This is a genomic window from Janthinobacterium sp. (genome assembly GCF_031995485.1).
Classification (GTDB): Bacteria; Pseudomonadota; Gammaproteobacteria; order Burkholderiales; family Burkholderiaceae_D; genus Janthinobacterium.
Map to the genome: position 1 here is coordinate 274,128 of NZ_DAMAGB010000001.1, position 21,887 is coordinate 296,014.

A 21,887-nucleotide genomic window follows, 5' to 3' on the forward strand; every position below is an offset into this window, starting at 1 on the left:
GGTTTGCCCCGCTATTGCCCCATATTTGGGCAGTCCGATAATTGGGGGCGGGTGCGAAAAGTTGGCATATTCCGATGAAATATGATTCTCATTTGAACTTTTATTCATTCAAATCACGTCTTTGCCATATTTGCTTTTGTGGCGGATGGACTGCTTAAACCTTAGGCGGGCTAAGGCTGTTCCCGCATGGTGCGGCGCAATAAGATAAAATGGGTGTTTAGGGTCCAGTCCACATCGCCTCCAATCCATGAACGCTCCCGCACATATCCAAGCTTTATTGGCAGAAACGCCCAATGGTCCCGCAGCCAGCCGCCTGCGTGAAATCCCGTATAACTACACGTCGTTTTCCGATCGCGAGATCGTGATCCGGCTGCTGGGGGAGGACTCGTGGCGCCTGCTCGACGAGCTGCGCGGTGCGCGCCAGACCGGCCGTTCGGCGCGCATGCTGTACGAAGTGCTCGGCGATATCTGGGTGGTGCGCCGCAACCCGTATCTGCAGGACGACCTGCTCGACAACCCGAAACGCCGCCAGGGCCTGATCGATGCCCTGCATCACCGCCTGGCCGAAGTCGACAAGCGCCGCCTGTCGATCGACGCGGCCGGCGGCGACATGGCCGCCAGCGGCGAGTCGCCGGAAGTGGCCAAGGCGCGCAGCCATAATGTCGAGCTGCTTTTGACCGCAGCCAGCAAGGCCGTGGCCGATTTTGGCGAAGAATTCCGCAAGACCTATGACCTGCGCAAGCGCACGGTGAAAGTGCTGGGCCGCTATACCGAGAAGCACAATGTGCGCTTCGACGGCATGACGCGCGTGTCGCACGTGACCGACGCCACCGACTGGCGCGTCGAGTATCCGTTCGTGGTGCTGACGCCCGACACGGAAGAGGAAATGGCCGGCCTGGTGAAAGGCTGTATCGAGCTGGGACTGACCATCATTCCGCGCGGCGGCGGCACCGGCTACACGGGCGGCGCGATTCCATTGACGCCGATGTCGGCCGTGATCAACACGGAAAAACTGATCGACCTGGGCGCCGTCGAAATGACGGTGCTGCCGGGCTTGACGCACGAATACGCGACCATCTATTCGGGCGCCGGCGTGATTACCAACAAGGTATCGGAAGCGGCCGAGAAGGCCGGTTTCGTGTTTGCGGTCGATCCGACCTCGGCCCATGCATCGTGTATCGGCGGCAACGTCGCCATGAACGCGGGCGGCAAGAAGGCCGTGCTGTGGGGCACGGCGCTGGACAACCTGGCCTCGTGGCGCATGGTCGACCCGAACGGCGACTGGCTCGACGTCACGCGCCTCGACCATAACCTGGGCAAGATCCACGATATCGCACTAGCGCGTTTCCAGCTGGAATGGCGTCACCCGAGCACGCGCGACGCCACCAAGCCGAACGCGCCATTCAAGACGGAAATCTTGGAAATTCCTGGCCGTAAATTCCGCAAGGAAGGCCTGGGCAAGGACGTGACCGACAAATTCCTGGCCGGCTTGCCGGGCATCCAGAAAGAAGGTTGTGACGGCCTGATCACGTCGGCGCGCTGGATCTTGCACAAGATGCCGAAATTCGCCCGCACCGTCTGCCTGGAGTTCTTCGGCCAGGCGCGCGATGCGATTCCGTCGATCGTGGAAATCAAGGATTACCTGGACGGCTTGCCGGCCAAGGGCGAGCAGTACACGACGATTCGCCTGGCGGGTCTGGAGCACCTGGACGAGCGCTACCTGCGCGCGGTCGGCTACGCCACCAAGTCGAAACGCGGCGTGCTGCCGAAGATGGCGCTGTTCGGCGACATCGTCGGCGACGATGAAAATGCGGTCGCGCAAGCGGCTTCGGAAGTGGTGCGCATTGCCAACACCCGCGTCGGCGAAGGCTTTGTCGCCGTCAGCCCGGAAGCGCGCAAGAAATTCTGGCTCGATCGTGCCCGCACGGCGGCGATCGCCAAGCATACCAATGCGTTCAAGATCAATGAAGACGTGGTGATTCCGCTCAATCGCATGGGCGAATACACGGATGGTATCGAGCGCATCAATATCGAGCTGTCGATCAAGAACAAGCTGCAGCTGGCCGAGGCCCTGAGCGACTTCTTCGGCAAGGGCAACCTGCCGATCGGCAAGAGCGACGATGCATCCGACGACCGCGTCGATGACGCCGAAATGCTGGGCGACCGCGCCGAGCAGGCGCAGCACTTGCTGGCGCAGGTCACGGCCCGCTGGACGTATTTGTTGGCCCAGCTGGACCGTCCGCTGGCCGACGTCAAGCATGAGCTGGCCGAACTGGGCATGGACCGCCTGCTGCCCGTGTTCGACGCGCGCCTGGAAACCCAGCCCGACGCCACCCTGTTCGACGTGGTGCAGGACCGCACCGTGCGCATTACCTGGAAGCAGGAAATCCGCGCCCAGCTGCGCCAGATCTTCAACGGCGCCGCCTTCAAGCTGATCCTCGACGAAGCGACCGCGATCCATGCGCGCATCCTGCGTAGCCGCGTGTTTGTCGCGCTGCACATGCATGCCGGCGACGGCAATGTGCATACCAACTTGCCCGTCAACTCGGACAACTACGCAATGCTGCAGGACGCCCACGAAGCCGTGGGCCGCATCATGATCCTGGCCCGCTCGCTCAATGGCGTGATTTCCGGCGAGCACGGTATCGGCATTACCAAGCTGGAATTCTTGACGGAAGAAGAGATCGGCGACTTCCGCAGCTACAAGCTGCGCATCGATCCGGAAGGCCGTTTCAACAAGGGTAAATTGCTGAACCTGCCAGGCATGGGCGCCGACCTGCGCAATGCCTACACGCCATCGTTCGGCCTGATGGGCCACGAGTCGCTGATCATGCAGCAAAGCGATATCGGCGCGATTGCCGACAGCGTCAAGGACTGCCTGCGCTGCGGCAAGTGCAAACCCGTCTGCTCGACCCACGTGCCGCGCGCCAATATGCTGTACTCGCCGCGCGACAAGATCCTCGCGACCTCGTCGCTGATCGAAGCATTCCTGTACGAAGAACAGACGCGCCGCGGCATTTCCATCAAGCATTGGGAAGAGTTCGAAGACGTGGCCGACCATTGCACCGTGTGCCACAAGTGCGTCACGCCGTGCCCGGTGAATATCGACTTCGGCGACGTGTCGATGAACATGCGCAACCTGCTGCGCAAAATGGAAAAGAAAAGTTTCAATCCGGGCACCAAGGCCACCATGCTGTTCCTGAACGCCACCGATCCGGTGACGATCAACGCCACCCGCAAGGTCATGATCGGCTGGGGCTACAAGGCGCAGCGCCTGGGCCACGACCTGCTGAAGAAATTTGCCAAAAAGCAGACCAAGGCGCCGCCACCGACTACCGGCAAGCCGCCCGTCAAGGCGCAGGTGATTCACTTCATCAATAAAAAGATGCCGGGCAACCTGCCGAAGAAAACCGCGCGCGCGCTGCTCGATATCGAAGACGACAAAGTCATTCCGATCATCCGCAATCCGAAGACCACCACGGCCGATACGGAAGCCGTGTTCTACTTCCCCGGTTGCGGTTCGGAGCGCCTGTTCTCGCAAGTGGGCCTGGCCACGCAGGCGATGCTGTGGGAAGTGGGCGTGCAGACGGTCTTGCCGCCTGGCTACCTGTGCTGCGGCTATCCGCAACGCGGCGCCGGCGAATTCGACAAGGCCGAAAAGATGATGACGGACAACCGCGTCTTGTTCCACCGCATGGCCAATACGCTCAACTACCTCGACATCAAGACGGTGCTGGTGTCGTGCGGCACCTGCTACGACCAGCTGGCCACGTATCAGTTCGAGAAGATTTTCCCGGGCTGCCGCATCATGGATATCCATGAATACCTGCTGGAAAAACAGGTCAAGCTCGAAGGCGTGAACGGCACGCGCTATATGTACCACGAGCCTTGCCACAATCCGATGAAGCTGCAGGAGTCGGGCAAGACCATCAACTCCCTGATCAGCACGGTGGACAACGTGAAGATCGAAAAGAACGACCGTTGCTGCGGCGAATCCGGTTCGCTGGCCGTCACGCGCCCCGATATCTCCACGCAAGTGCGTTTCCGCAAGGAAGAAGAGATGGTCAAGGGCGCCGACAAGCTGCGCGGCGACGGCTTTACGGGCGACGTGAAAATCCTCACCAGCTGCCCGTCCTGCCTGCAAGGCCTGTCGCGCTACAATGACGATTCGGGCACCACCGCCGACTATATCGTCGTCGAGATCGCCAAACACCTGCTGGGAGAGAACTGGATGCCGGACTATGTGAAACGCGCCAACGATGGCGGCATCGAGCGGGTGCTGGTGTAATGTCCGCCCCTTGCGACCTGTGCAGTTTGCTCGACGGCTTCGCCAGCCAGCAGGGTGTCGGCGCCTTGCTGTGGCGCAGCGACCGCCTGTCGGTGGTCGCCGTCGACGATCCTGCCTACCCCGGCTTTTGCCGCGTGATCTGGAACCGGCATGTCAAGGAAATGACAGACCTGACGCCAGGCGAGCGCAACTATGTCATGGAAGTGGTATGGCAGGTCGAGCTGGCTGTGCGTGAAGTGATGCAGCCGGAAAAGGTCAACCTGGCCAGCTTCGGCAACATGACGCCGCACGTGCACTGGCATGTGATTCCGCGCTACCTGGACGACGCGCATTTCCCGAATCCGAGCTGGGCCGTGGTGCAGCGCGCCACGCCGCCCGAGGTGCTGGCGGCGCGCCGCGCGCTATTGCCGGCGCTGCATGCCGCCATCATCCAACGTTTGACCGCATAAAGAATTTATCATGAGCACAACGACCCCACAACCCACCGGCATTACCGTGCGCAACCAGTCGCGCGTGCTGGAAATTACGTTTGACGACGGCGCGGCCTTTTCGCTGCCGTTCGAATACCTGCGCGTGTATTCGCCATCGGCCGAAGTGCAGGGCCACGGCAAGGGCCAGGAAACGCTGCAGCTGGGCAAACGCCTGGTGGGCCTGACCAGCCTGGACCCGGTCGGCAACTACGCCGTGCAGCCCACCTTCAGCGACGGCCACAATTCCGGCCTGTATACGTGGACCTATCTGTACAAGCTGGGCGCCGAGCAGGCTGTCCTTTGGCAGCAGTATCTGGACAACCTGACGGCGGCCGGTTTTCCCGGCGACAGCGGGCGCGATGCCAAGGCCGACATGACCGTCAAACAGTCGTCGGGCCATGTGCATGGCCCCAGTTGCGGCCATAAACATTGATGCCAGCATCAACCGTAGGTCGGATTAGCCCGCAGGGCGTAATCCGACAACACCGGTAACGCCAACAATGTTGTCGGATTACGCGTGGCTTCGCCGCGCTACTCCGACCTACGGATTTTTGGGCTGCCAACGCCACACGCTGCCAGCCACCGTCACCGGCTTCGGTATCAGCTTCTGCTGGTAAAACAGATCGGCCACGCGCTGCTGGCTGGCGACGATATCGGCCGTCACGGGCACGGCGCCATAGCGCGTGCGGGCCTGCCAGGTGGCGACGATTTCCGGAGGCAGTCCCGTCAGCGGGCCGATCAGCGCGGCGATGTCTTTCGGGTGGGCTGCGGCCCAGTTGCCGGTGGCGCGGATCTGGTCCAGCATGGTTGATAAAATCTGCGGCGACTGCTGCGCGAACTTGCGCGAGGCCAGGTAGAAACCATTGGCTTGCGGCAGGCCCTGGTAGTCGGCCAGCACGCGCACCTGGTAAGCCTGCTGGGCCGAGGCAAAGTACGGGTCCCACACCACCCATGCATCGATCTTGCCGCTGACAAAGGCGGCGCGCGCTTCGGCCGGACCCAGGTAGATCGGCACGATATCGCGCATGCTCAGCCCGACTTTCTGCAGCGCCACGACAAGCAAAAAGTGTGAGCCGGACCCCTTCTGGAACGCCACCCGTTTGCCCTTGAGTTCCTTCACGTTTTTCAGCGGCGAGTCCTTCGCCACAAAGATCGCTTCGCTGGACACGGGCGCCGGTTCCGCGCCCACGTACAGCAGGTCGACACCGGCCGCCTGGCCGAACACCGGCGGCGGCGCGCCCGTGCTGCCAAAGTCGATGCTGCCCGTATTGAGCGCTTCGAGCATTTGCGGCCCGGCCGGAAACTCGATCCAGCGCACTTGCCTTTGCTGCGCGCCCAGGGTTTTTTCCAGCGTGCCCTGGGCTTTCAATACGGCCAGCAGGCCGCTGCCTTTTTGAAAGCCGATGCTGATCGGCTCGGCCGCCTGTGCCAGCGCGCCGGCCGTGAAGGCCAGCGTCAATCCCACAGTCTTGATGATATTCATGGTGTTCCTTCTCAGTTGATTCAGGCGCTTTCGCGCGCGATGACTTCGCACGCCAGGCGGTTCAGGCGCGCGTTGGCGCTCTTGCCCTCAAGGGGGACGGCGCCCAGCGCTTCAAGGATGCGCAGCGCGGCGATCTCGCCGATCTCGCGCGCGGGAGGGCGTATCGTGGTCAGGCTGGGCAGCAGCAGCGGCGAAATCGCATAGTCGCCAAAGCCCATCAGCGCGCATTGCTGCGGCATGGCAATGCCGGCGCGCTGGCCGGCCAGCAGTGCGCCGGCGGCCAGGTTATCGTTGGCAAAGATGATGGCTTCCGCCGGCTTCTTGCGCAGCGCCAGCGCCTCGAAGGCCTGGCGGCCCGCGTCGAACGGCGCCGCCTCGGTCGGGATAAAAGTCCAGGGCTTGAGACCTGCCTCGGTCATTGCTGCAGCATAGCCGTCGCGCCGGTCCAGCGCGCTCAAGTCGCCGGCCACGCTGTTCTGCACAAAGGCGATGCGGCGGTAGCCCTTGTCGATCAGATGGCGCGCCTGCTGCACCCCCACATCGAGATTCGAAAAGCCCACCTGGATCGCCTTGCGGCGGGGACGGTAATCCCAGGTTTCCACTACCGGGATCTGCGCCTCGGCCAGCATCTTTTCCGTGCCCTTGCTGTGGAATGGCCCGGTGACCACCAGCGCGGCCGGCGACCAGCCGAGGAACGCGCGCACGGCGCTTTCTTCCTGTTCCTGCGAAAAGTAGCTCGACGCCAGCAGCAGCTGGTAGCCGTGCGCGCTCAGGACATCGCTGAAGCTCTGGATGGTATTGGCAAAGATCGGGCCCGAGATATTCGGAATCACCATGCCGACGATGCGGCTGTGCGTCGAGGCCAGGCCGCCGGCCACCAGGTTCGGCACATAGTGCAGCTGCGCCACGGCGGCGGCGATGCGCGCCCCCAGTTCCGTTGACACCTGCGACGGCTGCTTCAGGTAGCGCGACACGGTGATCGAGCCCACCTGTGCCAGGCGCGCCACGTCGTGGATGGTGGCGCGGCCCGATCCGCGCCGCTTGCGCGTGCCCGCTGCTGCATTTTCTTCTGCCATGCGCTTATTCCTAAAAGACATAACCAAGGTTTTTTTAATTCTTTGACTTCGTTCTGGCCATCAAAGACACTTCAAACGGTACCGGTACCATAAAAAGTCTAGCAGAGTTGCCGGGCAGGACAAAGTTGATTTCATGACCGCACAGCTGCGTTTTTCGCATAAGCGTTGTTCGCAGCAGCGCCAGGCAGAACTGCCGCACACTACAGGGGTATTTTCCATGCAACAGAGATCGAGCAAGCGCACCGCCAGCCAGGCGGCATTGAAACAGGGACTGCTGCTCAGCAGCGTGTTGCTGGCCGGCGGCGTGCATGCCTCCGACCTGCATGGCCAGGGTGAGGACGCCGCCGTTGCCGAGGCCTCCACCATCGGTGGCGCGCAAGCGGGCAATGAAGTGCCGAGCGTGACGGTCAGCGCCACGCGCCGCAACGCCAGCCTGCAGTCGGTGCCGCTGGCCATTACCGTGATCGACGGCGAGCGGCTGGAACAGGCGAATCGCAACAGCATTGAATCCATCGTGCAGGAGATTCCCAGCGCCACGTTTCGCCAGCAGGGCGGCAACAAGGACTCGACCATTTTCGTGCGCGGCATCGGCACCATTTCCACCTCGCCCGGTGTCGAGCCGACGGTCTCCACCGTGATCGACGGCGTGGTGCTGGCGCGCCCCGGCCAGGCCACGCTGGACCTGCTCGACATCGACCGCGTGGAAGTGTTGCGCGGCCCGCAAGGCACGCTGTTTGGCAAGAACGCGTCGTCGGGCGTATTGAATGTGGTCAGCCGCAAGCCGGGCCAGCAGCTGGCCGGTTTTGTCGACGGCGGCTATTACGAAGGCAATGAGAAACGGGTGCGCGCGGGCGTGTCCGGCGCGCTGGTGCCGAACGTGATTGCGGCGTCGCTCAACGCCCTGTATGCGGACTACGACGGCAACGTCAATAATGTGCATGCCGGCGGCGGCAAAGTGAATGGCTACGAGCGCAAGGGCCTGCGCGCGCGCGTCGATATCACGCCGCGCGAGGATCTCGACATCACCCTGATTGCGGATTACCTGCGCGGCACCGGCTCGCCCAGTTTCACGGCCTACAAATCGACCAGCGCCGCGTTTTCGCAGGCGATAGCGCCGGTCATTGCGCGGCCCGACAACCGCAGCGTCAACGCCGACCTGCCCAGCGATATCCGCGACACCAACCGCGGCGTGTCGGCCCAGGTGGACTGGCGTGTCAATGGCCATACATTGACTTCGATCAGCGCCGCACGCGAATGGGACAACGCGCAGTACACCAGCACTTCGGCGATCGGCAACAGCGCGGAAACGGCGCGCATCACGGCCGCGTATCCGGCCACGCGCGATATCGGCACGGTGGCGTTTTCGCAGCTCTCGCAGGAGCTGCGCGTGGCCTCGCCGAAAGACGGCTTTGTCGACTATGTGGCCGGCGCCTTCTACCTGCACGGCAAGGACCGCGAAATCTACCAGCGCATCGTTACCACCAGTGCGGTCAACAGCGGCCGCGCCGACTATGGCGTCAAGAACGACAGCTATGCGGTGTTCGGCGAAGCGACGCTCAATTTCACGCCCGAGCTGCGCGGCATCGTCGGCGCGCGCTGGAACCGCGATGAGCTGTCCTACGACCATGCGCGCACCTCGACGCAATCCACGGCCTTTGCAGGCGTGCAGCCGGCCGTGCAAAGCGATGGGTCCGTCAGCAAGGACGGCTACTCGGGCCGCGTCGGCCTGCAGTACGACCTGGCGCCCGGCATCAACACCTACGCCACCTATTCGCGCGGCTACAAGGGCCCGGCCTACAATGTGTTTTTCAATATGCTGGCGCGCGATACGCTGGCCCTGAAACCGGAAACCTCGGATGCGTTCGAGCTGGGGTTGAAGTCCAGCTGGCTGCAGCGCCGGCTGACGGTCAATGTGGCTGCCTTTCACACCGCCTACAAGGATTACCAGGCCAACTTCTATGACACGGTGGCGGGCGCCGTCGTCACGCGCCTGATCAACGCCGGCGAGGTGTCCACGCGCGGGCTGGAACTGGACGTGACGGCGCGACCGACCCCGCAACTGAGCCTGAACGCGGCGCTGGCCTATACCGATGCGCAGATCGACCAGTTCAATTGCCCGGCAGCGGCGGCCGCGTCGTGCAACCTCAATGGCAAGACGCTGCCGTTTTCGCCGAAATGGAAAAGCTTCGTGCGCGCCAGTTACGGCATCCCCTTGAACAACGGCTTGCTGCTGGACCTGTCGGCCGACTACAGCTACCAGAGCCGCACGCAGTACGATCTGTTCCAGTCGCCCGATGCGATCCAGGGCGCGTATGGGCTGCTCAATGCGGGCGTCACTTTGTCGTCGACGGACGGCGGCTGGCGCGTGGCGCTGGTGGCGAAAAACCTGGCCAACAAATCGTATGCGACCAACCTGGTGGCCTCCACCGGTTACGTGACGCGCGGCGTGCCGCGCGACGACAGCCGCTATGTCGGCATCACCGCGCGCAAGGAGTTTTAAGATGGCTGCTACCCCCAAACGCCAGCTCAGCATCGGCGCCTTCCTGATGCGCCACGGCCACCATGTGGCGGCCTGGCGCCATCCCGACACGGACCTCGATGGCAATGTGTTCCAGGTCTTCAAGCGCCAGGTGCTGGCCGCCGAGCAGGCCTGTCTCGATACCGTCTTCTTTGCCGACAGCGTGGCGCTGACCAATGGCGTGCCGGCGCTCGAACCCCTCACTTTACTGTCGGCGCTGGCCGCCGTCACCGAGCGCATCGGGCTGATCGGCACGGCCACCACCACCTATAACGAGCCGTATCATGTGGCGCGCAAGTTCGCCTCGCTCGATGCGATTTCGCACGGGCGGGCAGGCTGGAACCTGGTCACCTCGGACAACGCGATCGAGGCGCAGAACTTCGGCCGCGACGCGCATGTGGGCCACGCCGAGCGCTATGCGCGGGCACGCGAATTCCACGACGTGGTAACAAGACTGTGGAATGGCTGGGACGACGACGCGGCCGTCAACGACAAGGCGGGCGCGCAGCTGTACCGGCCCGGCAGCATGCGCCGGCTCGATCACGATGGCGAGCATTTTTCGGTGGCGGGACCATTGAATGTGGCGCGCAGCGCGCAGGGCCACCCGGTGGTGGTGCAGGCCGGCAGTTCCGAGGCGGGCCGCGCGCTGGCCGCCGCCACCGCCGAGGTGGTCTTCACGGCCCATCCGGCGCTGCCGTCCGCGCAGGCGTTCTATCGCGACCTGAAGCAGCGCGTGGCAGCGGCCGGCCGCCATCCCGACTCGCTGAAAATCATGCCGGGCCTGTTTGCCGTGGTGGGCAGAAGCGAAGCCGAAGCGCAGGACAAGTTCGGCGTGCTGCAGGAGCTGGTGCAGCCCGAAGTGGGGCTGGCGCTGCTGGGCCGCATGATCGGCAATTTCGACCTGTCCGGCCATGACGTCGATGGCCCGCTGCCCGAGCTGCCGCTGACCGACGACGGCCAGCGCAGCCGCCAGCAGTTGCTGACCAACCTGGCGCAGGGCGAAAACCTGACCATCCGCCAGCTGTACCAGCGGATCGCCGGCGGGCGCGGCCACTTCACCGTGATCGGCACCGCGCAGACGGTGGCCGACCAGATGCAGCAATGGTTCGAGGAGGGCGGCGCAGACGGCTTCAATTTCATGGCGCCGCACCTGCCCGGAGGCCTCGACGATTTCCTGCAGGGCGTGGTGCCGGAACTGCAGCGGCGCGGCCTGTTCCGCACCAAGTATGCGGGCACCACCCTGCGCGAACATCTGGGGCTGGCGAAGCCGGGGAGGGCGCATGCGTAAGCTGGTGTTTGTGCTGGCGCTGCTGACGACGGCGTTACCGGCCGCCGCCGCATGGGTCATCGGCGATGCGCGTCCCGATGCGCCTGTGCTGGCGGCGCGCGGCGCGTACCAGGTCGGCGTGCGCACCGAGCGCATCGTGCACCGCGACCAGTTCGATATCCTGCGCGCCACCGCCAGCAATCCGGCGCCGCGCCTGGACCGTTCGCTGACGCTGGAAGTGTGGTATCCGGCGCAGCTGAAAGAAGGGCAACCGGAGCTGACGCTCTACACCGACGTGCTGGGCGCGGGCGCCAATAATCCGGCGCGGCCCAATACGCCGTTCACGTTTGCGGGCAGGGCCGCGCGCGATGCGGCGCCGCTGCAGGGCAAAACCTATCCGCTGGTGATCGTCTCGCATGGCTATCCCGGCTCGCGCCTGCAGATGAGCTACCTGACCGAGAACCTGGCCTCGAAAGGCTATGTGGTGGTGGCCATCGATCACCCGGAGTCGACGCGCGCCGACCGGGCCGGCTTTGCCAGCACCTTGTTGAACCGGCCGCTCGACGACCAGTTCGTGCTCGACACGGTCGCCGCCTGGAGCCGCCCTGGCAGCGGCCACTATCTGGCCGGCGTGGCCGATGCGGATCGCACGGCACTGGTCGGCTATTCGATGGGCGGCTATGGCGCGCTGGTGGCCGCTGGTGCGGCGCCCGATCCATTGGCCCTCAAGCCGCTGGGCGTGACCGACGCCACGCCGTTTGTGCCGCATGCGGTCGATCCGCGCCTGCGCGCCGTGGTGGCGTTCGCGCCATGGGGCGGCGCGCGCGGGCTGTGGTCCAGCGCTGCCCTGGCTGGCGTGCATGTGCCGCTGCTGTTTGTCGCCGGCGAGCAGGACACGATCGCCGGCTATCAGGACGGCGTGCTGCGCCTGGCGCAGGACACCGTCAATGCGCCGCGCTACCTGCTGGCCTACCAGAACGCGCGCCACAATATCGCGCCCAATCCGGCGCCGCCGGCCGCGTATGCCAACCGCGAGGATTTTTCGGCCTATGCGGAAGCCGCATGGGACAGCGCGCGCATCAACAATATCAACCAGCATGTGGTGACGGCGTTCCTGGAGCAGGCGCTGCGCGGACGCGACATGGAGGCGTACCTGGCGCCGCAGTCGCCTTCTTCACCGGCGAGCGGCACCCCCGGCCTCGCCTGGCGCCACTGGCCGGCCGCGAAGTAATGCAAATGCGCCGGTCTTGATGCTGGAGCGGCTCGCGTGTACGGCAAAGGGCTGGCCGCTTGTATAATGCAGTCAGATCAACAGGGCTGCCTACCATGACCAATACCACTCATTTCGGATACAAAACCGTCGCAGAAGAAGATAAAGTGCGCGAAGTCGCCAAGGTGTTTCATTCCGTCGCTGCCAAATATGACGTGATGAACGACCTGATGTCGGGCGGCCTGCATCGCTTGTGGAAGACGTTTACGATTGCTAACGCGGGCGTGCGCCCCGGCTTCAAGGTGCTCGATATCGCCGGCGGCACGGGCGACCTGTCGAAGGCCTTCGCCAAACAGGCGGGCCCAACGGGCGAAGTGTGGCTGACCGATATCAACGAGTCGATGCTGCGCGTGGGCCGCGACCGCCTCTTGAATCGTGGCCTGCTGACCCCCACCATGCTGTGTGACGCGGAAAAACTGCCGTTCCCCGATAACTATTTCGACCGCGTCAGCGTGGCCTTTGGCCTGCGCAACATGACGCACAAGGACGTGGCGCTGGCGGAAATGCGCCGCGTGCTGAAGCCGGGCGGCAAGCTCTTGGTGCTGGAATTTTCGAAAGTGGCGGCGCCGCTGCAGAAACCGTACGACCTGTATTCGTTCTCGGTGCTGCCGTGGTTCGGCCAGAAGATCGCCGGCGACGCGGAAAGCTATCGCTACCTGGCCGAATCGATCCGCATGCACCCGGACCAGGAAACCCTGAAGACCATGATGGAAACGGCGGGCCTGGAGCGCGTGCAGTACTACAATTTGACGGCAGGCATCGCCGCTTTGCATACCGGCATCAAGATGTAATGTTGTTGTCGGTAAAATTTGGAGATGAAATGAAATTGAAAAAATTTATGGTCGGCATGATGCTGGCTGCCACCACGGTATCGATGCTGGGCGAGGCGCTGGCCCGTCCCATGGGCGGTGGCCGCTCGATCGGCCGCCAGTCGCAAAGCGTGAGCCGCCAGGCGCCCGCACCGGCGCCGGCCCCTGCGCCAGGCGCGGCGCAACAGCGCCAGGCTCAGCCGGCACCTGCCGCGCCAGCCCCGGCGGCGGCGGCCAAACCGCCAAGCCGCTGGAAAGGACTGCTGGGCGGCGCCTTGCTGGGCCTGGGCCTGGGCGCGCTGCTGTCGCATTTCGGCCTGGGCGGCGCCCTGGCCAGCATGATCAGCACCTTATTGATGGTGGCCCTGCTGGCCGGCGCAGCCTATTTCATCTACCGCATGGTGCGCGGCAAGCGCGAGAACACCGGCAATCCGGCGCCGTTTTCCGGTTTTGGCGGCAATACGCCTGCGCCGGCCGGCAATACGCCCGATATCGGTTCGCGCATGCCGCCATTGCCGCCGCTGCAGCCCGTGTCGTCGGGCGTCGGCCTGGACAAACCGGTGCCGGCTCCCGCGCAATGGGGCGTGCCGGCCGATTTCGACCAGGCAGCGTTCCTGCGCCATGCGAAAAGCAACTTCATCCGCCTGCAGGCAGCCTGGGACAAGGCCGATGTCAACGATATCCGTGAATTCACCACGCCGGAAGTGTATGCCGAGCTGCGCATGCAGATCCAGGAACGGGGCGCGCAAGCGGACTTTACCGATGTGGTCGCCATCGACGCCGAGCTGCTGGGCATCGAGACCAGCGTCAACGATTACCTGGCCAGCGTGAAGTTCATCGGCCAGATCCGTTCGGCGCCGGGCGCCGCCGCCGAGCCGTTCTCGGAAGTGTGGAACATGTCGAAACCGGTGGCTGGCAACAGCGGCTGGGTACTGGCCGGCATCCAGCAATTGTAAATACTTGCTGAATAAGGCCTTAAGCGGGTTCCTTAAGCGTGATGCTTGACGGAGTTTGCCTGCTGAAATGTTAAGATCAAGACCGCCCGGATGGTTTCCGGGCGGTCTTTTCTTTTTAAGGGCGCGTTTGCGCGCAAGCACATGATTGCACCTATTCCAGATTTTTCCCTGACTTCCCCCGCCAGTGCCGCGGCGGTGGCCACGATCAACCATTTGCTGGCCCAGGAGCCGTGGGCGCGCAAGCAATTGGCCTTGCACGCCGGCAAGCTCGCCGCCATCGATACGGGCGCGGTGGTCATCCGCCTGCGCGTCGATGGCATCGGCATGGTGGAAACGGCGCCAGGCGATGTACCGGCCAGCGTCACCATCCGCGTCAAGCTGTCGGACTTGCCTTTGATCCTGCAGAACCGCGAACGCGCATTTTCCTATGTGAAAATCGAAGGCGACGCCGAGTTCGCCAATGCGATTTCCCAGCTGAGCAAGGGTTTGCGCTGGGATGCCGAGCACGACCTGGAAAAAGTCGTCGGCCCGATTCTGGCCACGCGCATGGTGGCCGGCGCGCGCGAGGCGGTGGATTTTGTCCGCACGGGACAGCAGAAGCTGGCCGAAAACGTGGCCGAGTATTTCCTTGAAGAACAGCCACTGCTGATCCGTCCCGCCAGCTTGGTTGACTATTCCGCTGGCGTCACGCGCATGCGCGACGACGTCGAACGCCTGGCCAAGCGCCTTGCCAAGCTGGAAAAGGCGCATGCCGCCGTCCAGCCTTTGCCACCCTTACCGGATGTTGCTACATGATCTTGAAATTTTTGCGCCTGTTGAAAATCATCCGGGTATCGATCAAATACGGTCTTGATGAAATTGCCATTTCGGGGCTAAAAGTGCCGCGCACCGCCAAGCTGATCGACACGGTCATCTTCTGGCGCGACCTGTCCTCGCCGCGCGGCCTGCGCCTGCGCCTGGCGCTGGAAGAGCTGGGGCCGATCTTTGTCAAATTCGGCCAGGTGCTGTCGACCCGGCGCGACCTGATGCCGCCCGATATCGCCGAAGAGCTGGCCCACCTGCAGGACCGCGTGCCGCCGTTCGACTCGGACCTGGCGATCGCGCAGATCACCAGGTCGCTGGGGGCGCACCCGGACCAGCTGTTTGCGCACTTCGAGCGCGACCCGGTGGCGTCGGCCTCGATTGCCCAGGTGCACTTTGCAACCTTAAAAAACGGCAAGGAAGTGGCCGTCAAGGTCTTGCGTCCTGGCATGAAAAAGCTGATCGACGAAGACGTGGCGCTGATGCATATCGCCGCCGACTGGACCAGCCGCCTGTGGGCCGACAGCAAGCGCTTGAAGCCGCGCGAAGTGGTAGGCGAGTTCGACAAATACCTGCACGACGAGCTTGACCTGATGCGCGAGGCCGCCAACGCCAGCCAGCTGCGCCGCAACTTTGCCGATTCGAACCTGCTGCTGGTGCCGGAAATGTACTGGGATTACTGCTCCAGCAGCGTGATCGTGATGGAACGCATGAACGGCATTCCCGTCTCGCAGATCGACCGCCTGGTGGCGGCCGGCGTGGATTTGCGCAAGCTGTCCACCGATGGCGTCGAGATTTTCTTCACGCAGGTGTTCCGCGACGGCTTTTTCCATGCCGATATGCACCCGGGTAATATCCTGGTGTCGATCGCGCCCGAATCGTTCGGCCGCTATATCGCGCTGGACTTCGGCATCGTGGGTACTTTGAACGACTACGACAAGGATTACCTGTCGCAGAACTTCCTGGCTTTTTTCCGCCGCGACTACAAGCGCGTGGCCGAGGCCCATATCGAGTCCGGCTGGGCGCCCAAGGAAACCCGTGTCGACGAGCTCGAAGCGGCCGTGCGCGCCTGCTGCGAGCCGATCTTCGACCGGCCATTGAAAGACATCTCGTTCGGCCAGGTGCTGCTGCGCCTGTTCCAGACCTCGCGCCGCTTCAACGTGGAAGTGCAGCCGCAACTGGTGCTGCTGCAAAAGACATTGCTTAATATCGAAGGCCTGGGCCGCCAGCTGGACCCGGAACTGGACCTGTGGCAGACGGCCAAGCCCTACCTGGAAAAATGGATGAGCAACCAGGTGGGGCCGCAGGGCTTCATGGAGCGGCTGCGCGCCGAAGCGCCGCGCTATGCGCATATCTTCCCGCAACTGCCGCGCCTGGTGCACCAGGCGCTGAGCGTGGCCGGCCAGCCGCGCGACAACGACACGGAATTGCTGAAAACCTTGCTGGCCGAACAACGCCAGACCAATCGTTTGCTCAGCTTTATCGTCTACTTCGTCGGCGCCTTTGCGCTGGGCGCCTTGGGCTTCCAGCTCTTCATGCGCTGGCATCAACTGCCGTTTTGAGTGGCCTGGGAGCGAAGTAATGGCTGACTTTCAACACCGCGATCCGCTCTCGCCCGCGTTCTGGGACGAGCGGTTCGACCGGCAATTCACGCCGTGGGACCAGGGCGGCGTGCCGGCGCGCCTGGCCAGTTTTGTCACTGGCAGCCCGGCGCCGCTGCGCTGCCTGATTCCGGGCTGCGGCTCGGCCTATGAGCTCGCCTTCATGCTCGACCATGGCTGGGATGCCACCGCGATCGACTTTGCGCCGGGCGCCGTGGCCGCCGCCCGGGCCGTGCTGGGCCAGCGGGGAGAAAAAGTGGAGCAGGCCGATTTCTTTGTCTGGCAGCCAGCCGCTGCCCTGGACCTGATCTACGAGCGGGCATTCCTGTGCGCGATGCCGCGCGCCATGTGGCCGCAGGTGGCCGCGCGCTGGGCCCAGCTGCTGGCGCCGGGCGCCATGCTGGCCGGTTACTTTTTCTTTGACGACAATGCCAAGGGCCCGCCGTTCGGCATCGCGCGCGACCAGCTGTTTGCCCTGCTGGCGCCGCATTTCGACTGCCTGGCCGATGAAAGCGTCGACGATTCGATTCCGGTCTTTGCCGGCAAGGAACGCTGGATGGCATGGCGCCGCAAGGCTGACTGAGGCCGGCCGGGCTATTTCTGCTAAGGGCCGTGGAAAAGCTTTATAATTCAGGGTTTTTGATGATTTTTGCGGAGTTCTGATGCCGATTTACGCTTACCGCTGTGAAGAGTGTGGCTTTGCCAAGGATGTCTTGCAAAAGATGTCCGATCCCGTGTTGACGGTTTGCCTGTCCTGCGGCAAGCCCAGCTTCAAGAAACAATTGACCGCCGCCGGCTTCCAGCTGAAGGGCACCGGCTGGTATGCCACCGATTTCCGCGGCGGCACGGCGCCGACCACCGCCATTCCGACCGGGCCGGCCGAGAGCGCCAAGCCTGCGGCCGACAGCGCACCGGCTGCCGCCACGCCAGCGGCCACGCCGGTGCCGGCCGCGCCCAAGGCGGACTGAAACACTGCGGCGCGAGCCGCAGCCTGTGGCCCTTACCGAGAAACCGATGCGTAAATACTTTATTACCGGATTACTGATTCTAGTGCCGCTGGCCATTACGGTCTGGGTACTCAATCTGGTGATCGGCACGCTGGACCAGTCGCTGCTGCTGGTGCCGGCGCGTTTCCGCCCGCAATCGCTGTTCGGCTTTGACATTCCCGGCCTGGGCACGATACTGACGATACTGATCGTGTTCCTCACCGGCTTGCTGACCAATAACCTGGTCGGCAATTACGTGGTGAAGCTGTGGGAACGGCTGCTGCAGCGCATTCCCATCGTCAACTCCCTGTATTCGAGCGTCAAGCAGGTGTCGGACACGCTGTTTTCTTCGTCGGGCAATGCGTTTCGCAAGGCCGTGCTGGTGCCGTATCCGCACCAGAACTCGTGGACCATCGCTTTCCTGACGGGCGTGCCGGGCGGCGATGCGGCCAACCACCTGGTGGGCGACTATGTCAGCGTGTATGTACCGACAACGCCGAACCCGACATCGGGTTTTTTCCTGATGATGAAACGCAGCGATGTGGTCGAGCTCGACATGAGCGTCGACGCGGCGCTCAAGTACATCGTCTCGATGGGCGTGGTGGCACCGGCCGACGTTGTTGCCGCAGCTGCCCCGTTAACTGCAGCCAAAGAATAAAGGCAGGCGCTCCACGTGGGGCGTGGCCGGATCGAACACTCACTAACCTGAACTGAGAATTTTTATGTCTATGCGTACTGAATATTGCGGCCTCGTTACCGAAGCCATGCTGGGCCAAACCGTCAGCCTGTGTGGCTGGGTACACCGCCGCCGCGACCACGGCAGCCTGATCTTCATCGACCTGCGCGACCGCGAAGGCCTGGTGCAGATCGTCTGCAACCCGGAACAGGCCGACATGTTCAAGGCCGCCGAAGCCGTGCGCAATGAATTCTGCCTGCGCGTGACCGGCGTGGTGACCAACCGTATCGAAGGCACCGTCAACAACAACCTGAAATCGGGCAAGATCGAAGTGGTGTGCTCGGCGCTGGAAGTGCTGAACCCATCCGTGCCGGTACCGTTCCAGCTGGACGACGACAACCTGTCGGAAACGACGCGTTTGACGCACCGCGTGCTGGACCTGCGCCGCCCGCAGATGCAAAACAACCTGCGCCTGCGCTACAAGGTGACGATGGAAGTGCGCAAGTACCTCGACAACCTGGGCTTCATCGATATCGAAACGCCGATGCTGACCAAGTCGACCCCGGAAGGCGCACGCGACTACCTGGTGCCGTCGCGCGTGAACGCCGGCAGCTTCTTCGCGCTGCCGCAGTCGCCGCAGCTGTTCAAGCAGCTGCTGATGGTCGCCAACTTCGACCGCTACTACCAGATCACCAAGTGCTTCCGCGACGAAGACCTGCGCGCCGACCGCCAGCCTGAATTTACCCAGATCGACTGCGAAACCTCGTTCCTGACGGAACAGGAAATCCGCGACCTGTTCGAAGACATGATCCGCGTGGTGTTCAAGAACACGCTGGACATCGACCTGCCGAACCCGTTCCCGGTGATGGACTTTGCCGAAGCGATGGGCCTGTACGGTTCCGACAAGCCGGACATGCGCGTCAAGCTGGCCTTTACCGACCTGACCGAAGTGATGAAAACGGTCGAGTTCAAGGTCTTCAACGGCGCCGCCAACATGAAGGGCGGCCGCGTGGTCGGCCTGCGCATTCCGGGCGGCGGCAGCATGCCGCGTTCGGAAATCGATGCCTACACCCAGTTCGTCGCCATCTACGGCGCCAAGGGCCTGGCCTACATCAAGGTCAACGAGAAAGCCAAGGGTCCTGAAGGCCTGCAGTCGCCGATCGTCAAGTTCCTGCCGGCCGACGTGCTGGCCACGATCATCGAGCAGACCGGCGCACAAGACGGCGACCTGATCTTCTTCGGCGCCGACAAGGCCAAGGTTGTCAACGACGCCATCGGCGCGCTGCGCGTGAAAATCGGCCACAGCGAATTCGGCAAGAAAGCCGGCCTGTTCGACGACGTGTGGAAGCCATTGTGGGTGGTCGACTTCCCGATGTTCGAACACGACGAAGAAGCGGACCGCTGGACCGCTACCCACCATCCGTTCACGGCGCCGAAAGACGGCCATGAAGACATGCTGGAAAGCGATCCGGGCGCCTGCATCGCCAAGGCCTACGACATGGTCCTGAACGGCTGGGAACTGGGCGGCGGTTCGATCCGTATCCACCGCGAAGAAGTGCAGTCGAAAGTGTTCCGCGCACTGAAGATCGATGCCGAAGAAGCGCAGCTGAAATTCGGCTTCCTGCTCGACGCGCTGCAATACGGCGCGCCACCGCATGGCGGCCTGGCATTCGGCCTGGACCGTATCGTGACCATGATGACCGGTTCCGAATCGATCCGCGACGTGATCGCCTTCCCGAAAACCCAGCGCGCGCAAGACCTGCTGACCCACGCGCCATCGGAAGTGGACGAGAAGCAACTGCGTGAACTGCATATCCGTCTGCGCAGCGCCGATCCTAAAGTCGCTGGTTGATTTGATGGGGTCGGACCCTTCGGGTCTGACCCCAGTTGTTGCTTTGGGTTAAAAATGCAGAATGCAACGACCAACTCAATTCAAAGGTAAAAGTCAAACCCGAGAAATGCTGGGGTCAGACCCAAAAGGGTCTGACCCCTTTTTTTCATAATTGCCATGACTTATAAAATTCCCGTTTCCGTGCTGGTCGTCATTCATACGGCCGACCTCGATGTGTTGCTGATCGAGCGGGCGGGGCAGCCCGGTTTCTGGCAGTCGGTGACCGGCTCGATCGATGCGCTTGACGAGCCGCTGCTGCAGGCGGCCACGCGCGAGCTGTTCGAGGAAACCGGCATCGTCGCCGATGGCCAGCTGATTGCGCTGCAGGACTGGCAACTGTCGAATGTGTACGAGATCTATCCGGTCTGGCGCCACCGCTATGCACCGGGCGTACTGCACAATACGGAACACGTGTTCAGCGTGCGCGTGCCGCGCAACTGCGTCGTCACCGTCAATCCGCGCGAACACCTGCGCTATGTCTGGCTGCCGTACCTGGCCGCCGCCGACCAGTGTTTTTCTTCTTCCAATGCGGAAGCGATTCTGCAATTGCCGGCCATCACGGGGCTCAATCCCGGCCTGGCGCCACGAGAAAGTAACTGATGTTGAACTGGAATCATTTGACGCTGCAGCAAAAGCTGCTGGGCGCGCTGGGCGTGGCATTGTGCGTGCTGGTGATCCTGGCGCTGTTCCGCTTCACGCCGCCTGGCCGCACGCCGCCGATCGGCATGCCGCTGGTGATACTCGGCTGGCTGCTGCATCCGGGCGCGTTCGCGCCGGGCAAGCGCACGGTGGCCTGGCGTGGTGCGCCGCTGCTGGTCAAGATCGTCTGGGCGGCCGCCATCACGGCGCTGCTGGTCAGCGTCACCGCCGGCGTGGGACGCATGCTGGCTTAATTCAACTTCGCGGATGGGTGCGCACGCGCACCATTGAAAGCAGCGAAAAGCGCCCGTCTGGGAGTAGAATCGATGCATGAAAATCCGCGTAGCAACTTATAATATACACAAGGGCGTGTCCTCCGTGCGAGGACTGCCCCGCGTGCACGCCCTGAAACAGGCCATTGCGCTGTTCGATGCCGATGTCGTCTTCCTGCAGGAAGTGCAGGGCAAGCACGACCGCAATGCGGCCCGCTATGGCGCCGAGACGCATGGCCACAAGCATTGGCCGGAAGCGTCGCAGCACGAGTTCTTTGCCGGCCCCGACCACCATACGGCCTACGGCATGAACGCCGTGTATGACCATGGCCACCATGGCAACGCCCTGCTCAGCAAGTATCCGATCGGCTCGCAGATCAACCACGACGTGTCCGACCATGCGTATGAACAGCGCGGCATCCTGCATTGCGTGCTGAAAACGCCGCAGGCCGACGTGCACTGCTATGTGGTGCACCTGGGCCTGTTCGAGTCCGGGCGCGGGCGCCAGACGCAGGCCCTGATCGACGCCGTCAACGCTTCGGCGCCGAACGGCGAACCGGTGATTATCGCCGGCGACTTCAACGACTGGCGCAACACGCTCAGCGACAAGCTGCGCAATGCGCTGGGGGTGGTGGAAGTATTCGACCAGCGCGCCTCGAACTCGGCCCTGGGCGACCTGGTGCGCACGCTGGCGCGGCGCCAGGCGCGTCCGCCCGTGCCGGTGCCGGCGCGCACCTTTCCGGCTGCCTTGCCGTGGTTCCGCCTCGACCGCATCTATGTGCGCGGTTTCCAGGTGGAAGGCGCGCAGGTGATGCACGGCACCTTGTGGGCCAAACTGTCGGATCACGCGCCGATTGTCGCCGCCCTGAAACTCGTCTAGAGTG

Annotated in this window: 19 protein-coding genes; 17 read left to right on the top strand and 2 right to left on the bottom strand. The window is 63.2% G+C overall.

The annotated features are described in order from the left end of the window. Positions 1-247 precede the first annotated feature (247 nt). From RTQ46_RS01285 to RTQ46_RS01295, 3 genes are read left to right on the top strand one after another with little or no spacing between them, the layout of a single operon-like run. A complete protein-coding gene (locus RTQ46_RS01285) occupies positions 248-4,288 on the top strand; it encodes a DUF3683 domain-containing protein (protein ID WP_312434075.1) in 4,041 nt (1,346 codons plus the stop codon). Beyond that, positions 4,288-4,737 carry an HIT family protein gene (locus tag RTQ46_RS01290; protein WP_312434077.1) on the top strand — a complete coding sequence of 150 codons (450 nt, stop codon included), beginning with the start codon at positions 4,288-4,290 and terminating at the stop codon, positions 4,735-4,737. The genes RTQ46_RS01285 and RTQ46_RS01290 overlap by 1 nt, the downstream gene beginning before the upstream one ends. Before the next feature lie 10 nt (positions 4,738-4,747). Next, positions 4,748-5,191, top strand: coding sequence for a DUF971 domain-containing protein (locus RTQ46_RS01295; RefSeq protein ID WP_312434078.1), 444 nt, complete (start codon positions 4,748-4,750; stop codon positions 5,189-5,191). A 108-nt stretch (positions 5,192-5,299) separates the two neighbouring features. On the opposite strand, the gene RTQ46_RS01300 is transcribed toward RTQ46_RS01295, so the two are convergent. Together RTQ46_RS01300 and RTQ46_RS01305 are read right to left on the bottom strand one after the other, a co-directional pair. After that, complete coding sequence (locus RTQ46_RS01300; RefSeq protein WP_312434079.1) at positions 5,300-6,241, bottom strand: aliphatic sulfonate ABC transporter substrate-binding protein; 942 nt, start codon at positions 6,239-6,241, stop codon at positions 5,300-5,302. Positions 6,242-6,261: 20 nt separating this feature from the next. After that, positions 6,262-7,317 carry a LacI family DNA-binding transcriptional regulator gene (locus tag RTQ46_RS01305; protein ID WP_312434081.1) on the bottom strand — a complete coding sequence of 352 codons (1,056 nt, stop codon included), beginning with the start codon at positions 7,315-7,317 and terminating at the stop codon, positions 6,262-6,264. Between the two features lie 217 nt (positions 7,318-7,534). On the opposite strand from RTQ46_RS01305, the gene RTQ46_RS01310 reads away from it, so the two are divergent. From RTQ46_RS01310 to RTQ46_RS01375, 14 genes are all read left to right on the top strand, one after another. Further along, on the top strand, positions 7,535-9,817 hold the full coding sequence (locus RTQ46_RS01310; RefSeq protein ID WP_312434082.1) for a TonB-dependent receptor: 2,283 nt from the start codon (positions 7,535-7,537) through the stop codon (positions 9,815-9,817). 1 nt (position 9,818) lies between these two features. Further along, positions 9,819-11,123, top strand: coding sequence for an LLM class flavin-dependent oxidoreductase (locus RTQ46_RS01315; RefSeq protein ID WP_312434084.1), 1,305 nt, complete (start codon positions 9,819-9,821; stop codon positions 11,121-11,123). Continuing rightward, positions 11,116-12,333 (top strand): alpha/beta fold hydrolase, encoded by a 1,218-nt coding sequence (locus RTQ46_RS01320; RefSeq protein ID WP_312434085.1) that lies wholly within the window; start codon positions 11,116-11,118, stop codon positions 12,331-12,333. The genes RTQ46_RS01315 and RTQ46_RS01320 overlap by 8 nt, the downstream gene beginning before the upstream one ends. 95 nt (positions 12,334-12,428) lie before the next feature. Beyond that, complete coding sequence (gene ubiE, locus RTQ46_RS01325; RefSeq protein ID WP_065310081.1) at positions 12,429-13,163, top strand: bifunctional demethylmenaquinone methyltransferase/2-methoxy-6-polyprenyl-1,4-benzoquinol methylase UbiE; 735 nt, start codon at positions 12,429-12,431, stop codon at positions 13,161-13,163. Positions 13,164-13,192: 29 nt separating this feature from the next. After that, complete coding sequence (locus tag RTQ46_RS01330; RefSeq protein WP_312434087.1) at positions 13,193-14,137, top strand: Tim44-like domain-containing protein; 945 nt, start codon at positions 13,193-13,195, stop codon at positions 14,135-14,137. A 141-nt stretch (positions 14,138-14,278) separates the two neighbouring features. Continuing rightward, positions 14,279-14,932, top strand: a complete 654-nt coding sequence (locus RTQ46_RS01335) for an SCP2 sterol-binding domain-containing protein (RefSeq protein WP_312434088.1) — start codon at positions 14,279-14,281, stop codon at positions 14,930-14,932. Continuing rightward, positions 14,929-16,500: a ubiquinone biosynthesis regulatory protein kinase UbiB gene (gene ubiB, locus RTQ46_RS01340; protein ID WP_312434089.1), complete on the top strand. Its 1,572-nt coding sequence runs from the start codon at positions 14,929-14,931 to the stop codon at positions 16,498-16,500. Before RTQ46_RS01335 ends, ubiB begins: the two co-directional genes overlap by 4 nt. Before the next feature lie 19 nt (positions 16,501-16,519). After that, the gene (locus RTQ46_RS01345) at positions 16,520-17,122 is read left to right on the top strand and encodes a methyltransferase (RefSeq protein ID WP_312434091.1); all 603 of its coding nucleotides are present in this window, start codon (positions 16,520-16,522) and stop codon (positions 17,120-17,122) included. A 79-nt stretch (positions 17,123-17,201) separates the two neighbouring features. Next, positions 17,202-17,507 carry an FmdB family zinc ribbon protein gene (locus RTQ46_RS01350; RefSeq protein WP_312434092.1) on the top strand — a complete coding sequence of 102 codons (306 nt, stop codon included), beginning with the start codon at positions 17,202-17,204 and terminating at the stop codon, positions 17,505-17,507. Positions 17,508-17,553: 46 nt separating this feature from the next. Further along, complete coding sequence (locus RTQ46_RS01355; RefSeq protein WP_312434093.1) at positions 17,554-18,183, top strand: DUF502 domain-containing protein; 630 nt, start codon at positions 17,554-17,556, stop codon at positions 18,181-18,183. 64 nt (positions 18,184-18,247) lie between these two features. Then, the gene (gene aspS / locus RTQ46_RS01360) at positions 18,248-20,053 is read left to right on the top strand and encodes an aspartate--tRNA ligase (RefSeq protein WP_312434095.1); all 1,806 of its coding nucleotides are present in this window, start codon (positions 18,248-18,250) and stop codon (positions 20,051-20,053) included. Between the two features lie 156 nt (positions 20,054-20,209). After that, positions 20,210-20,692, top strand: a complete 483-nt coding sequence (gene nudB, locus RTQ46_RS01365; protein WP_312434097.1) for a dihydroneopterin triphosphate diphosphatase — start codon at positions 20,210-20,212, stop codon at positions 20,690-20,692. Beyond that, positions 20,692-20,985 (top strand): hypothetical protein, encoded by a 294-nt coding sequence (locus tag RTQ46_RS01370; protein ID WP_312434098.1) that lies wholly within the window; start codon positions 20,692-20,694, stop codon positions 20,983-20,985. Before nudB ends, RTQ46_RS01370 begins: the two co-directional genes overlap by 1 nt. Positions 20,986-21,061: 76 nt before the next feature. Beyond that, the gene (locus RTQ46_RS01375) at positions 21,062-21,883 is read left to right on the top strand and encodes an endonuclease/exonuclease/phosphatase family protein (RefSeq protein ID WP_312434100.1); all 822 of its coding nucleotides are present in this window, start codon (positions 21,062-21,064) and stop codon (positions 21,881-21,883) included. Positions 21,884-21,887 lie beyond the last annotated feature (4 nt).